This is a genomic window from Kocuria sabuli, from assembly GCF_040981185.1.
Classification (GTDB): Bacteria; Actinomycetota; Actinomycetes; order Actinomycetales; family Micrococcaceae; genus Kocuria; species Kocuria sabuli.
In genome coordinates this window covers 68201-82417 of record NZ_JAVHZE010000005.1, presented here as the reverse complement: position 1 = coordinate 82417, position 14217 = coordinate 68201, and the positions used below count along the sequence as shown (strand labels likewise).

Annotated in this window: 13 protein-coding genes; 4 read left to right on the top strand and 9 right to left on the bottom strand. The window is 73.9% G+C overall.

Features of this window, described 5'->3' with window-relative positions; all coding sequences use genetic code 11:
* Positions 1-85: 85 nt before the first annotated feature.
* Positions 86-2014 carry a glycoside hydrolase family 15 protein gene (locus RE027_RS07200; RefSeq protein ID WP_368807574.1) on the top strand — a complete coding sequence of 643 codons (1929 nt, stop codon included), beginning with the start codon at positions 86-88 and terminating at the stop codon, positions 2012-2014.
* Positions 2015-2065: 51 nt separating this feature from the next.
* Positions 2066-3154, top strand: a complete 1089-nt coding sequence (locus RE027_RS07195) for a LacI family DNA-binding transcriptional regulator (RefSeq protein ID WP_368807573.1) — start codon at positions 2066-2068, stop codon at positions 3152-3154.
* A gap of 47 nt (positions 3155-3201) precedes the next feature.
* On the opposite strand, the gene RE027_RS07190 is transcribed toward RE027_RS07195, so the two are convergent.
* From RE027_RS07190 to RE027_RS07180, 3 genes are all read right to left on the bottom strand, one after another.
* Positions 3202-4215, bottom strand: a complete 1014-nt coding sequence (locus tag RE027_RS07190; protein ID WP_368807572.1) for a zinc-dependent alcohol dehydrogenase — start codon at positions 4213-4215, stop codon at positions 3202-3204.
* Between the two features lie 227 nt (positions 4216-4442).
* A complete protein-coding gene (locus tag RE027_RS07185) occupies positions 4443-5330 on the bottom strand; it encodes a TspO-related membrane protein (protein ID WP_368807571.1) in 888 nt (295 codons plus the stop codon).
* A 37-nt stretch (positions 5331-5367) separates the two neighbouring features.
* On the bottom strand, positions 5368-5547 hold the full coding sequence (locus RE027_RS07180) for a hypothetical protein (RefSeq protein ID WP_368807570.1): 180 nt from the start codon (positions 5545-5547) through the stop codon (positions 5368-5370).
* Positions 5548-5622: 75 nt separating this feature from the next.
* Here RE027_RS07180 and RE027_RS07175 point away from each other — a divergent pair, with 75 nt between their 5' ends.
* On the top strand, positions 5623-6906 hold the full coding sequence (locus RE027_RS07175; RefSeq protein WP_368807569.1) for a saccharopine dehydrogenase NADP-binding domain-containing protein: 1284 nt from the start codon (positions 5623-5625) through the stop codon (positions 6904-6906).
* Between the two features lie 83 nt (positions 6907-6989).
* On the opposite strand, the gene RE027_RS07170 is transcribed toward RE027_RS07175, so the two are convergent.
* Together RE027_RS07170 and RE027_RS07165 are read right to left on the bottom strand one after the other, a co-directional pair.
* Complete coding sequence (locus RE027_RS07170; RefSeq protein ID WP_368807568.1) at positions 6990-8165, bottom strand: zinc-dependent alcohol dehydrogenase; 1176 nt, start codon at positions 8163-8165, stop codon at positions 6990-6992.
* Positions 8166-8244: 79 nt separating this feature from the next.
* Positions 8245-8970: a hypothetical protein gene (locus RE027_RS07165; protein WP_368807567.1), complete on the bottom strand. Its 726-nt coding sequence runs from the start codon at positions 8968-8970 to the stop codon at positions 8245-8247.
* Between the two features lie 167 nt (positions 8971-9137).
* On the opposite strand from RE027_RS07165, the gene RE027_RS07160 reads away from it, so the two are divergent.
* Positions 9138-9938: an alpha/beta hydrolase gene (locus tag RE027_RS07160; protein ID WP_368807566.1), complete on the top strand. Its 801-nt coding sequence runs from the start codon at positions 9138-9140 to the stop codon at positions 9936-9938.
* Between the two features lie 7 nt (positions 9939-9945).
* Here RE027_RS07160 and RE027_RS07155 read toward each other — a convergent pair whose 3' ends face one another.
* From RE027_RS07155 to RE027_RS07140, 4 genes are all read right to left on the bottom strand, one after another.
* A complete protein-coding gene (locus RE027_RS07155) occupies positions 9946-11730 on the bottom strand; it encodes an N-acetylglutaminylglutamine amidotransferase (protein WP_368807565.1) in 1785 nt (594 codons plus the stop codon).
* Positions 11731-11841: 111 nt separating this feature from the next.
* Positions 11842-12462, bottom strand: a complete 621-nt coding sequence (locus tag RE027_RS07150) for a methylated-DNA--[protein]-cysteine S-methyltransferase (protein WP_368807564.1) — start codon at positions 12460-12462, stop codon at positions 11842-11844.
* Positions 12459-12959 (bottom strand): RNA polymerase sigma factor, encoded by a 501-nt coding sequence (locus RE027_RS07145; protein ID WP_368807563.1) that lies wholly within the window; start codon positions 12957-12959, stop codon positions 12459-12461. The genes RE027_RS07150 and RE027_RS07145 overlap by 4 nt, the downstream gene beginning before the upstream one ends.
* Positions 12960-13097: 138 nt before the next feature.
* A complete protein-coding gene (locus RE027_RS07140) occupies positions 13098-14123 on the bottom strand; it encodes a LacI family DNA-binding transcriptional regulator (protein WP_368807681.1) in 1026 nt (341 codons plus the stop codon).
* Positions 14124-14217 lie beyond the last annotated feature (94 nt).

Here is a 14217-nt window from a genome sequence, read left to right as displayed (position 1 = left end):
AGCACGGTACCCCGGTCCGCGCGGGTTCTGCCCCCGTCCCGGCGGCCCCGGCGCAGGGCACCGGTCCGGCTGGTTGAATGGGCGCATGAGCGACGAACCCGCGCGGCACCCGTCCACGCCCCTGGAGGACTACGCCCTCCTCTCCGACCTGCACACCGGCCCGCTGGTGTCCCGCGAGGGCAGCATCGACTGGCTGTGCTTCCCCCGCTTCGACTCCCCGTCGGTCTTCGCCGCCCTGCTGGGCGGCCCCGAGGACGGGCGCTGGCGGCTCTGCGCCGTCGACGGCGAGGTCGTCTCCCGCCGCTACCTGCCGCGCACGTTCGTGCTCGAGACCACGTGGCGCACCCCCACCGGCACCGCCGTGGTCACCGACTTCCTGCCCCCGGGAGGGTCTGAGGACTACCCGGACCAGGCGGACCTCGTGCGGCGGGTCGAGTGCACCTCGGGGACGGTCGAGGTGGAGCACGACCTGCGGATCCGCTTCGACTACAACCGCACCCTGCCCTGGACCCGGCGCGTCGAGGTGGACGGGGACGGCACCTGCGGGCTGCTCTCGATCGCCGGCCCCGCCGCCCTGCTGCTCACCGGGCCCATGCTCCATCCCCAGGAGGCCCCGCACGAGGATCCGGCGCAGGACGCCGGGCCGGACCAGCCCGGCCGCCCCGACGACGACGCGGGAGCCGTCTCCGACCGGCTGGGCGGGTGCTTCGGGCTCTCCTCCGGGGAGTCCCTGGACTGGGTGCTGACCTGGCACGAGTCCCACCACGAGCTGCCCGAGCCGGTGGACCCCGCCCGGGCCCTGGACCATGCCGTCTCGTTCTGGACCGAGTGGTCCTCGCACGTGAGCACGCACCGGCGCCACGAGCAGGCCGTGCTGCGCTCCCTGCTCGTCCTGCGGGCGCTGACCCACCGCGGCACCGGCGGGATCGTGGCCGCCCCCACCACGTCCCTGCCGGAGGAGTTCGGGGGCACCCGCAACTGGGACTACCGGTACACGTGGCTGCGGGACGCGGCGCTGACCATCGAGGTGATGGTCGCCCACGACTTCACGGACGGCGCGCTGCACTGGCGCAACTGGCTCCTGCGCGCCGTGGCCGGGGACCCCGACCAGGTGCAGATCATGTACGGGCTGGCGGGGGAGCGGTGGCTGCCGGAGTCCGAGCTCGGCCACCTCGCCGGCTACGAGGGCTCCACCCCGGTGCGGGTCGGCAACGGGGCCGTGGGCCAGTACCAGGCCGACGTCGTGGGGGAGGTCATGCTCGCCCTGGCCGCCCTGCGCGACGCCGGGATCGAGGAGGACGAGTTCTCCTGGGGGCTGCAGAAGAACCTGCTGCGCTTCTGCGAGCACAACTACGACCGCCCCGGGCACGGCATCTGGGAGATGCGCGGGAAACCGGCCCTCTTCGTGCACGGGCGGGCCATGATGTGGGCCGCCTTCGACCAGGGGATCCGGGCCGTGGAGGAGCACGGGCTCACCGGTCCGGTGGAGCGGTGGCGGAGACTGCGGGACCGGCTGTGCGCCGAGATCATGGAGCACGGCTTCGACGAGCAGCTGAACACGTTCACCCAGACCTACGACAACACCGAGGTGGACGCCTCCCTGCTGCAGCTGCCGCACACGGGGTTCGTGGCCTACGACGACCCGCGGATGCTCGGCACCGTGGCCCGGATCGAGCGGGACCTGCGCGGCGCGCACGGGCTGGTGCACCGCTACCGGACCGCCTCGGGGCTCGACGGGCTCGAGGGGGACGAGTACCCGTTCCTGATCTGCACGTTCTGGCTCGTGGAGCAGTACGCCCGCAGCGGCCGGGTGGACGACGCCGGGGAGCTGCTGGAGCAGCTGACCGGCTACGCCAACGACCTCGGTCTCTACGCCGAGGAGTTCGACCCGGACAGCGGGCGCCTGGCGGGGAACTTCCCCCAGGCGTTCAGCCACCTGGGCTTCATCCGGGCCGTGGACGCCGTGGTGCGGGCGCGGGCCGGCGAGAGCTTCGAGGACCGGCTGGAGCTCTAGACGGCAGGTGGTGACCGACCGCTCCGTCCCGATGGGGTGGATGATGGGTGCATGTCGCAGATCGACCAGACCGGGGCCCCACCACCCATCGGCACCGGTGAGCGTGCCCCGTCCATGATGGACGTGGCGAAGATGGCCGGTGTCTCCCACCAGACCGTCTCCCGCGTGCTCAACGGACACCCGAGCGTCCGCCCGGCCACCCGGCAGCGGGTCCACACGGCGATCGACGCGCTGGGGTACCGGCGCAACGCCGTGGCGCGCGCCCTGGTGCGGAAGCGCACGGACACGATCGGAGTGATCGCCACGGGGTCGTCCCTGCACGGTCCGCTGAGCACCCTGGTCGGCATCGAGGAGGCCGCGCGGGAGCACGACTACTTCGTCACCGTCGCGACGCTGCGGGACTACGGGGTCGACTCGCTGAACCGGGTGCTGGAGCACTTCCTGGGCCACGGTGTCGACGGGATCGTCGTCATCGTCCCGCACGACACCGTCGCCCACGTCCTCGACCACTTCCGCGCTCCTGTGCCCATCGTGATGATCACCTCCCGGGAGGAGGGGCGGGGGCGTCCCAGCTCTCCGTCGCTCTCCCGCGCCCACGTCGACCAGTACGGGGGCGCCCGAGCGGTCACCGCACACCTGCTGGACCTCGGGCACCAGGACGTCCTGCACGTCTCCGGACCGCAGGACTGGTTCGACGCCCGGATCCGCGTCCGAGGGTGGCGTGACGAGATGCAGGAGCGCGGGCTCGACAGCACTCGTCTGGCGATCGGTGACTGGCACGCCTCGAGCGGGTACGCCATCGGCCTGGACACGGCCGACCGGATCCGCGCCGGACACGGGCCGACCGCCGTGTTCGCGGCGAACGACGAGATGGCCCTGGGGATGCTCCGCGCCTTCTGGGAACGGGGCGTGGGCGTTCCCTCCGAGATCTCGGTGGCCGGTTTCGACGACGTCGCCGGCGCCGGGTACTTCACCCCGCCGCTGACGACCGTCCGGCAGCCCTTCGACGACCTCGGCCGTGCCTGCCTGCAGCGGCTGCTGGACATGATCCGTCCTGCGGACTCCGAGCCCCGGGACACGGGGACCGTCCGGATCCAGCCGTCACTGTCCATCAGGGCCAGCACCGCGGCCCCTCGGTGAGGACGGCGACCGGCCGCACGGCCGGCGCCGGATCCGTCAGGGGCGGCTCACTCCTCCTGGGGGTCGATCACGGTCTTGAGACCCTCACGGGCGACCGCTGCCCCGAAGGCGTCGTGGGCCTGTTCCAACGGGTAGGTGCTCGAGACGAGACCGCGCACGTCGATGCGCCCGGAGGAGACCAGTTCGATCGTCCGGTCGTACATCTCCTTCATGCGGCGCACGAGCACGAGGGTGAGCCCCTTGCGCCGGGCCAGTCCGGCGGGGAAGCAGCTGCGGTCGTCGTCGGGGATCCCGACCAGCATCACCCGTGCTCCGGGCCGTGCGGCCAGCAGGGCGGTCCGGATGGTCCCGTCGTGGCCGCAGACCTCGAAGGAGACCTCGCATCCCAGGCCGGCGAGCTGTTTCCACGTCGCGGGGTCCTGGGCCTCCTCGGGGGTGAGCACGGTGTCGGCTCCACAGCTTCGTGCGGCGGCGCGGCGGTGGGCGAGGGCCTCCACTGCGATCACGCGCCCGGCCCCGCAGGCCAGGGCGAGCTGGACGAGCAGCAGCCCGATGGGGCCGCAGCCGATCACCGCCACCGTGGCGCCGGCCCGGGCGTGGGAGAGGTCCCAGGCGTGCAGGGCGACCCCGAGGGGTTCCAGGAGCGCTCCGTCGGCGGCGGTCATTCCTTCGGGCAGCGGGTGCAGGAGGTCGGTGGGCCAGGCCATGAACTGGCGCAGCCCGCCGTCGAGATGTCCGTGCCCGGCGAACTGCACCGTGGGGCACAGGTTGCGGTGGCCTTCCAGGCACATGGCGCAGCCGCCGCAGGGGATCGCCGGGTCCACGGCCACGAGGCGGCCCTCGAAGGGCCCGGTGAGGGCGGTGCCGGCGAATTCGTGACCGGGCACCAAGGGGTGGTCGATGACCGCGTCGCCGATCCCGCCCTGGTCGAACCAGTGCAGATCGGATCCGCACAGGCCCACGGCCTCCACGCGCACCAGTGATTCCCCGGGGCCGGGGACCGGGACCGGCTCCTGGCCGATGCGGATGTCCTCGGCTGCGTGCAAGCGGGCAACGCGCACGGGCGCCCTCCTCGGGTCCGGCCGCCGGACCCTCGGGGAACCTCGGCGGAGCGTGATGTTAGCGCTCACACAAACATATGAGCATGTCATAAGTGTGTCAAGGATCACCTCTCCGGGGAACTCGGGTGCTGCACCGGTGATCCCTGTCGACGTCCCTGTCCTCCGGGCCGGGCACCGCACGGTCTCCGTGGTCCTCGGTCGGGCGACCCCGGCGGCCGCGAGTACGGCTACCTCGCCCGGTGGCCCGTGCTCGCGGACACCGCGCCCTGCTCCTGGCGCCGCACCGCGTGCGGCGCGGTCCCGGGCGCCGGAGCGCGCCCCCGGGCGAGTGCCGTGGCCACCACCACCAGCACGGCGGCGAGGGCCGCCGCACCGGCCAGGATCAGGGCGCGCGGTTCGTCCAGGCCCCGGCCGACCGCGATCCAGGACAGTCCCCAGGCCGAGGCGGCGGCCACGGCCCAGCGCCCGCCGACCCGCCGCTGGATCCATGCGAGCACCGCGGCGAGCGCGAGCACGACGGCCACGCCGATCCACTCGGCGCCCCGTCCCTCCTGACGGGCGCCCGAGGCCACGAGCGCCGCCGCGACGTTGGCCGCCGTCGCGACGGCGACCCAGCCCAGGTACAGGCCGAACGTGCCGTCCACCACGAGCTGGTCGAGCCGGCCGCCGGGGCCCGGCAGCTCCGCCAGGCGCTGCACGAGCAGGCCCAGCACGAGGACCAGGGCGACGATCACGCCGACGCTGAGCCAGATCCAGCCCTGCTGCGTGACCAGCAGCCAGCCCGCGTTGAGGAGCATGGAGGCGGCCGCGAGCCAGCCGGTGGCGCGTGCCCGGGCGGCGGCGGCGCGCGAGGGCAGCCACTGCCAGACGGTGTAGGCGAACAGGCCCAGGTAGATCACCGACCAGATGGAGAACGCGGTGCCCGCGGGGGCCAGCAGGGTGGCGTCCGCGGCGAGGCTTCCGCCCGAGGACTCCGGGACCCGGGTGCCGAACACACCGACGCCCACCAGGGTGCCCAGTACGCACGCGATCTCGCTGACCGTGACCACGACCTGGCGGACCCGGTCCGCGGCGACCGGCCGGGGGTCCCCGGCGGGGGTGGGGGAGGGGGTCACGGATGGGCCTTTCTCGAGGGGTGCGGGGCCGGGGGCGTCACGGGTCGGAGTGGACCGCCCGGCGCTCCTCGCGCAGCTGCGCGATGCGGAGCCGGAGGTAGGTGTTGAGCAGGTACAGGGTCCAGAGCAGGAACAGCGCCGCTGCGATCAGGACCGTCCAGGAGAGGATCCCGACCAGGAGGAACAGCATGCCCTCCCCGCTGACCATACCGATCATGGCGGCCTCCAGGGCTCGAGTGCTGGTGGCCCCATGGTACGCCCGCCGCCCGGGCCGGTCCCCTAGAGTGACCGGATGGACTCTCCCCAGAACCCCCGGCCCGTCGTGGGCCTGCTCGGGGCCACCGGCGTCGCCGGGCGCGTGGCCCTGGCCCACCTCGTGGCGCGGGCGCCCGAGGCCGGAGCGGACGTCGTCGTCGGCGCCCGTGACCCGCAGCGCGTGCGCGACCTGTGCGCCGGGCGCGGGATCCCGGTGCCCGAGGTCGTGCACGCCGACGTCACGGACCCGGACTCCCTGCGCGCGTTCGTGCGGCGGCTCGACGTGCTGGTGGACCTCGCCGGCCCCTACACCCGGCTGGCCCCGCCGGTGCTGGCCGCGTGCGTCGCCGAGGGCACCCACTACCTCGACCTGGCGGGGGAGTCCCCGCTCGCCCACCGCACCGACCGCCACCTGCACGGGCCCGCCCGGGCCGCCGGGGTCGCCCTCGTGCACGCGGCGGGCTTCGAAGCGCTGCCCGCCGACGTCCTCGTCGACGCCGCCCGCCGGCACGCCGCCGCCCGCGGCGAGACCCTGCGCAGCGCGGACCTCGTGACCTCGGTGCGGACCCCGCCGGGGACCGGGTTCTCGGACTCGGTCTCCGGCGGATCCGTGCAGAGCCTCGTCGAGGTCCTGCGGGACCGGGAGCCCGCCCTGGTGGGCGACGTCGCGGCGCGGCTGCCGGATCCCGTCCCGGGCAGCGGGACCGCCGCGGACCCGGATGCCGTGCGCCGCGCCGGGCGCCTGCGCCTGCGCGCCCGGACCGCCGGCGGCCAGGTGGTCGCCGCCATGAGCCCGCTCGCGGCGATCAACCCCCCGGTGGTCCACCGCAGCCAGGCCCTCAGCCCCGTGCCGGGGGCCGCGGCGCACCCGCTCGCGTTCCGGGAGGCCATGGCGATGGGCCGCTCCGGAGGCCCCCGGGGCGTCCTGCGGTTCGCGGCCGCCGAGGGGGTCGCGGCGTTCCAGGCGCTCGTCGGGGTCGCCACCCGCCTCCCGCACCCGGTGCGCGCCCGGCTCGCCGGCGTCCTGGCGCGGGTCCTGCCCCAGGCGGGGACCGGTCCGGACGGGGACCTGCTCACCGGCTGGTCGTGGACCACGCGCGGCACGTTCACCACCCGGGAGGGTTCGGCGTTCCACGGCACTCTCGAGGCGCAGGGCAATCCCGGCTACGGCACCACCGCGTGGCTGATCACGGAGCTCGCCCTGCGGATGGCCGTGCGCGGCGTCCCGGACGCGGCCCTGGGCTCGTCCACGCCGGCCCTCGCCCTGGACGGCGACCTCGCCGCGCTGCTGCCGGCCCGGGTGCACATCACGGTCGGCTGAGCACGGCCGGTCGAGCACAGGGCGGACCCCGGCCCTCGGACGAGAACCGGGGTCCGCCAGGACGCACCGCAGGGCGCGGGCCCCTACGGCTTGAGCACCACCTTGATGCACCCGTCCTGCTTCTTCTGGAACTTCTCGTACATCTCCGGCGCCTCGTCCAGGGAGGCCGTGTGGGTCTTCAGGTCCAGGACGCCGAGCGGGTCGGAGGGGTCGTCCACCAGCGGGAGCAGGTCGTCGATCCACCTCTTCACGTTGCACTGGCCCATCCGGAACTGGAGCTGCTTGTCGAACATCGTGAGCAGCGGCAGAGGGCTCTTCGTGCCGCCGTACACGCCGCTGAGCGAGATCGTGCCACCGCGGCGGACGGCCTCGATCGCGGTGTAGACGGCGTCGAGCCGGTCGGTGCCGACGGTCTGCATCGCCTTGCGGGCCAGCGGGGAGGGCAGCAGGCCGACGGCCTGGTGGGCCAGGCCCGCCACCGGCGAGCCGTGGGCCTCCATCCCGACCGCGTCCACCACGGAGTCCGGTCCGCGCCCGTCCGTGAGGTCCTTCAGCTGCTCGGCCACGTCGCCGGAGGAGTCCAGCGTCTCGATGCCGTGGCGCTCGGCCATGGCCCGGCGCTCGGCGACCGGGTCCACCGCGATCACGCGGTAGCCGAGGTGCCGGCCGATCCGGGCCGACATCTGGCCGATCGGGCCCAGGCCCAGCACGGTCAGCGAGCCGCCCTCCGGGACCGCTGCGTACTGCACGGCCTGCCACGCGGTGGGCACCACGTCGGAGAGGTAGAGGTAGCGCTCGTCCTCACCGGTGTCGGGGACCTTGATGGGTCCGTAGTCGGCGTGCGGCACCCGCAGGTACTCCGCCTGACCGCCCGGCACGGAGCCGTACATGCGCGAGTAGCCGTAGATGGCGCACCCGCTGTTGTACTCCCGGACCTGGGTGGTCTCGCACTGGGACTGCAGGCCCTGCCGGCACATGAAGCAGTGCCCGCAGGAGATGTTGAAGGGGACGACCACGCGGTCGCCGGGCTTGATGTTCGTGACGGCCGAGCCGACCTCCTCCACGATGCCCATGGGCTCGTGGCCGACGACGTCCCCCGGGTCCATGAACGGTCCGAGCACCTCGTAGAGGTGCAGGTCCGAGCCGCAGATGCCGGACGAGGTGATCCGCACGATCGCGTCCGTGGGCTCCTGGATCCTGGGGTCCGGAACCTCCTCCACGCTCACCGAGCGCTTTCCCTGCCATGTCAAAGCCTTCATCGATCCTCCTTCTCAGGGCCGGGCGCCCGCCGGTGCCGGCGAGAACGTCAGCCTGCTGATCTGTTCGGTCGGGTCGATCCTACCCGCGGGTCTCCTCCGGAGGCCAGGCCGGGGGCTGCCCGGAGGTGTCGGCGCCCCGCAGGAAGTAGGCGCCCACCGAGCCGGCCAGGGTCGCGAACACGCCCACCGAGTACGCCGCCAGGACGACCTCGAGCACGCGGGGGAAGCCCCCCTCGGCGCTGAGCTCCCGGCCCGTGATCGTGGACATCGCGGCGTCGGAGAGCGCCGGGCCGTAGTCCGGGTACGCGCCCAGGACGTAGAGCAGCTGGCTCGAGACGAGGATGACGACGCCCGTCAGCGCCGCGAGCCAGCCGATCCGGCTGGACAGCAGCCGTCCGGCGGAGCGCGAGCCGCGGACCCCGGCCGAGAGCACGCTCCCAGCCCGGGCCAGGCGGGTGAGCCGGATGAGACGGACCGCCTGCAGCGCGCGGAAGAACCGCAGGAAGGGCAGCAGGAGGAAGAGCACCTGCCACCAGTTGCGCTTCCAGAACGCCGCGGAGAACCGGGCGATGTACGCGCGCAGCAGGAACTCGCCCACGAACACGGCCCAGAACAGCCACCCCACCACGTTGAGGAAGGCCAGCAGGCCGGGGTCCTCCGCGAGCAGCTGGCCCAGCACCACGAACAGGAAGAGCACCCCCAGGACGCCCATCGGCCGGTCGAGCCGGCGCGCGAGCTCCTCCGCGATGCTCAGCTGGTCGGCCTCCTCGACCTGCCGCCGGGCGTCGTCGTCGCTCGCCGCCATTGCCGGTCCTTCCTCCGCGTGTCCCGGACGCGGTCCGCGCCCCCGCCCCACGGTAGGCGACGCGGGCGCGTGCGCGGGCGTCGCCGGCTGAGCGGGGACCGAGCCGCCGAGCCCCGGAACGCACCGGCACGTGGTGGCGGTGCGGAGCGCTCAGTACAGTCGGGCGCATGACGGACCGTCGCGCGTTCCTCGGGACCGCCGTGCTGCTCGGGCCGGCGGCGCTGCTCGCGGGCTGCGGGGAGCAGGGGTGGCGGCCGGACCTCGGCGGGGCCGGTGGCGGGACCGACCGGGCGGCGCTCTCGGCCCGTCCGGGCGGTGCGCCGACCGCGGCGCCGCCCGGCCCCGGCGAGCACGCCCTCGGCGTGGAGGACGAGCGCGACTCGCTCCTGTACGTGCCGGCCTCGGCGGGCACCGGCCGTGCCGTGCCCCTCCTCGTGTCCCTGCACGGTGCCGGAGGCGGCGCGCGCGGCGGGCTGGACCTGCTCCGCGCGGTGGCCGACGAGCACGGGGTCGCGGTCCTCGCCCCGGCCTCCCGCGGCTCCACGTGGGACGCGGTCGGCGGCCGGTACGGCGCGGATGTCGACGTCGTCGACCGCTCGCTGCGGCGCACGTCCGAGCTGCTGCGGGTGGACCCGGAGCGGATCGTCGTGGCGGGGTTCTCCGACGGCGCCTCCTACGCGCTCGGCCTGGGACTGGCCAACGGCGAGCTGTTCGGCGACGTGGTGGCGTTCTCCCCCGGCTTCGTCCCGCCCGCCCGGCGGACGGGACGGCCGCGGGTCTTCGTCTCCCACGGGGCCGCGGACGAGGTCCTGCCGATCGAGCGCACGAGCCGGCGCATCGTGCACGAGCTCGAGGAGGACGGCTACGACGTCACGTTCGTCGAGTTCGAGGGCGGCCACGCCGTCCCGCCGGAGATCGTGCGGCGGGCCGTGGAGTGGCTGCGCCTCGGCACCCCGCCCACCGGCTGAGCAGGGCTCAGGAGATGCCGTTCTCCTGCAGCCACATCTCCAGCAGCCCCAGCTGCCACAGCACGTTGGAGCGCAGGGGCGTGTGGTGCTTGTTGGGCTGCTCGAACAGGGTCTCCACGACGTCCGAGTTGTAGAGTCCGCGCCGCACCGCGGCCGGGTCCGTCAGCGCGGCCTCGACCCGGGCCAGCGTGCCGCCCTCCAGGGTGCGGATCGCCGGGACGGGGAAGTAGCCCTTCTTCCGGTCGATCACCTCGTCGGGGACGACGCCCCGCGCCGCGCGCTTCAGGACGCCCTTGCCGCCGTCGGCGAGCTTGAGCTCCGGCGGGAGGGTCCCGGCGTACTCGACCAGCTCGTGGTCCAGGAAGGGCACCCGCGCCTCGAGGCCCCACGCCATGGTCATGTTGTCCACCCGCTTCACCGGGTCGTCCACGAGCATCACGGTGGAGTCGGTGCGCAGCGCGGCGTCGACGGCCGTCTCGGCGCCGGGACGGCCGAAGTGGCGCTCGATGAACGCCGTCGGGGCGTCGTGGCTCGCCATCCACTCGGGCGAGAGGACCTTGGCCAGGCGCGACCACGGCCGGTCGAAGAACGCCTCGGCGTAGGTCTCCGAGGCGTCGTCCCGCTGGACCTCCGCCAGCGGCGGATACCAGTGGTAGCCGCCCAGCACCTCGTCGGCGCCCTGGCCGGACTGGACCACCTTGACCGACTTGGAGACCTCCTCGCTGAGCAGGTAGAACGCCACGCAGTCGTGGCTGATCATCGGCTCGCTCATCGCGGCCACGGTCCGGTCGATCGCCGGGACCAGGCGGGCGTCGTCGATCGCGATCTGGTGGTGCTCCGTGCCGAAGCGGCGGGCCACCAGCGACGAGTAGTCGAACTCGTCCCCGGACTCCGCGCCCCGGGACTCGAAGCCGATGCTGAACGTCTGCAGGTCCTCCTGGCCGCCCTCGGCCAGGAGGGCGACGACGAGGCTGGAGTCGATCCCGCCGGAGAGCAGCACGCCCACGGGCACGTCCGCCACCATGCGCCGCTGCACCGCGGTGCGCAGCTTCTCGACGAGCCCGTCCTGCCAGTCCTGCTCGGACCAGCCGGAGCGGTCCTCGTCGCGGGTGAACTGCGGGTTCCAGTACTCGTGGTCGGAGGCCGACCCGTCCGGCTCGACCGTGCGCACGGTGGCCGGCGGCAGCTTCCGGACGCCCTTGAGGACGGTGCGCGGGGCCGGGACCACCGAGTGGAAGGTCAGGTAGTAGGACAGGGCGGTGCGGTCGATCGACGTGTCGACGTCCCCGGCCGCGAGCAGCGCCTGCACCGTGGACGCGAACCGCAGCCGCGCTCCCGTGTGGTCGAGGTAGAGCGGCTTGATGCCCAGCCGGTCGCGGGCCAGGACCGTGCGCCCGCTCGTGTGCTCGGTGATCGCGAAGGCGAACATGCCGTGGAAGCGGTTGACGCACTCCCGGCCCCAGTGGTGGTAGGCCTTCAGCGCCACCTCGGTGTCCGACGTGGAGAAGAACTCGTAGTCCATGCCGCGCAGCTCCTCGCGCAGCTGTCGGTAGTTGTAGATCATGCCGTTGAACACGATCGACAGGCCCAGACGGGAGTCGACCATCGGCTGGCCGCCCGAGGAGCTGAGGTCGACGATCTTCAGCCGGCAGTGGCCCAGGGCCACCGGCCCCTGGGCCCAGGCCCCCGATCCGTCGGGGCCGCGGCCGGCCTGGGCGCAGGTCATGCGGTGGATCGTGCCCGGGTCGGCGGCGGCACCGTCGAAGCGGACCTCACCGGCGAGGCCGCACATCAGCGCTCACCTCCGTTCCGGGTTCGGGAACCGGTCGGGTGGGAGGAACCGTGACGGGAGAACATCCACCAATTCTAGGCGCTCGCCGTGTCCGGGGGCCGGTCGGGAGCCTCAGGCGGCCGCCTCGAGCTCCAGCAGCGCGGACTTGGCGGCCGGTCCGCCGATGTAGCCGCCCAGGCCGCCGTCGCTGCGCAGCACCCGGTGGCACGGGACGACCACGGGCAGCGGGTTGGTGGCGCAGGCCGAGCCCACCGCCCGCACGGCCCGGGGGCTGCCCACCGACCGTGCCACCTCGCCGTAGGACTGCGTGCTGCCGTAGCCGATCCCGGGCAGGTGCTCCTGGACCCGGCGGCGGAAGCCGTGCGAGAGCGAGCGGTCCAGGGGGAGGTCGAAGCGGGTGCGGGTCCCGGCGAAGTACTCCCGGAGCTGCTGCGCCGCCGGCTCCAGCCGGTCGGGGGCGTGCAGCATCCGCGGGCCGAGCCGGCCGGCCAGTTCTGCCAGGACCTCCTCGTGGTCCTCCCGGGCGTACGCCACCCGGACCAGGCCCCGCTCCGTGGCGGCCAGCAGCAGGGGTCCCACCGGGGTGTCGAGCACGGTGTAGGCGACGTCGAGGACCCCGGCCTCCGCCGCGGCGGCCTCCAGCCGGCGGTGCAGGCGCTGCAGCGTGCCGGCCGGGACGGGAGCGGAGGGCAGCAGGGTCTCCGGCCGCGCGGTCTTCGAGTTCGTGCTCATCGGTCCTCTCCTTCGAGGTCGGTCGTCGTCAGGGTCCTGCGCAGGGTGCTCAGGCCGTCGGCGGAGGCCCGGCGGGCGGCCTCCGGGGTGCCGCCCAGCAGCTCGGCGATCTGCCGGTAGGGCAGCCCGCCCAGGTAGCGGTAGGCCACGACGTGGCGCTGCCGGGGCGGCAGGGCGGCCACCGCCGCCCACACGGGGTGGTCGTGCTCGGGGGCCGCGTCCCGGTGCGGGGGCGGCTCCGGCAGGACGGCCACGGGCACCGCCGCCCGGGCCCGCGCCCGGACGACGTCCACCGCCTTGCGGTGGGCGATCGTGACCAGCCACGCCTGCACGTTGGCCGTGTCCGGGAGGTCCGGATAGGCGCGCATCGCCGCCACGAACGTCTCCGACCACGCGTCCTCGGCGTCCGCGGGGGTGCTCAGCACCGCCCGGCAGACCCGCCACACGACCGCGCCGTGCTGGGCCACCAGCGTCTCGAAAGGCTGTTTCGTCTTCATCACCCCGTAGACGTCCGGGCGGGCCGGAACGTGAGATCGGGCCGGATTCCCGTTCCGGCCGGTGCTGCTGTCCGGTGCGGCCGGGATGCGCGCTGCCGCCCGGTCGGGATCCGGCGTCTCCGGTCCACGGACCGGGGCCTAGGCGTGAGCCGGATCCTGCCCCGTGGTGGAGGCCCGGGCGACCAGCTCCGGCTGGGCCACGATCTGGCGTGGTGTGAACCCGGGGCCGCTGGAGGCCTCGGCCAGGAGCAGCTCCATGGCGGTCCGCCCGAGCTGGGTCGCGTTCTGCCGGACGGAGCTGAGCGGAACGGCCGCCGAGGCCGCGAAGTCGATGTCGTCGTAGCCGACGAGGGCGACGTCCTCCGGGATCCGGAGGGACCCGCGGAAGAGCAGTCCCTGCATGATGCCCAGCGCGAGCAGGTCGTTCGCGGCGAAGACCCCGTCGGGCCGTCGTTCCACCGGCAGCCGGAGCAGCGCATCGGCGATCTCGCGCCCCGCCGCCGTGGTCATGGCGTGCGTCTCGTGCACGTCCGGTCCCGGCAGGCCGGCCTCGCGCAGTGCCGCCCGGGCCCCGTCCAGGCGGTCCCGCACCTGGCGGAGGCTGGTCGGCCCCCCGGCGAAGGCGATCCTGCGGCGGCCGAGGGACACCAGGTGGGCCGCGGCCAGGCGCCCGCCCTCGACGTCGTCGACGGACACCGACGAGAAGTCCTCCCGGTAGGTCTGCCGGTCCACCAGCACCGTGGGGATCCCCCGGGCACGCAGCCTGGTCAGCCGCGCCGAGACGTCGCCGACGGGCGAGAGCAGCACGCCCCGCACCCGCTGCTCCTCGAAGAGGTCCAGGTAGTCCGCCTCCCGCCGGGGGTCCTCCCCGCTGTTGCCGACCAGCACGCTGATGTTCTGCGCGGAGGCGTGGTCCTCGGCGCCTCTGGCCAGCTCGGTGAAGAAGGGGTTGGAGGCGTTGAGGACGACCAGGCCCACGCTGCGGCTCAGCCCGGCCCGCAGCTGGCTGGCCGCGGCGTTGCGCACGAAGCCCAGCTTCTCGATCGCGCTGTTCACCCGCTCGCGGGTGGCCGCCGACACCCGCTCCGGGTGGTTGAGCACGTTGGACACGGTGCCGATCGAGACACCGGCCAGCTGCGCGACGTCCTTGACGCCGACGTTCATCACGGTGTCCTCCTCCTCCTCCGCACGGACAGGCTCCTCACGGTACTCCTGCTCATTGAAACGGATCAACAGAAGTGGGGACTTCTCCGTTCAA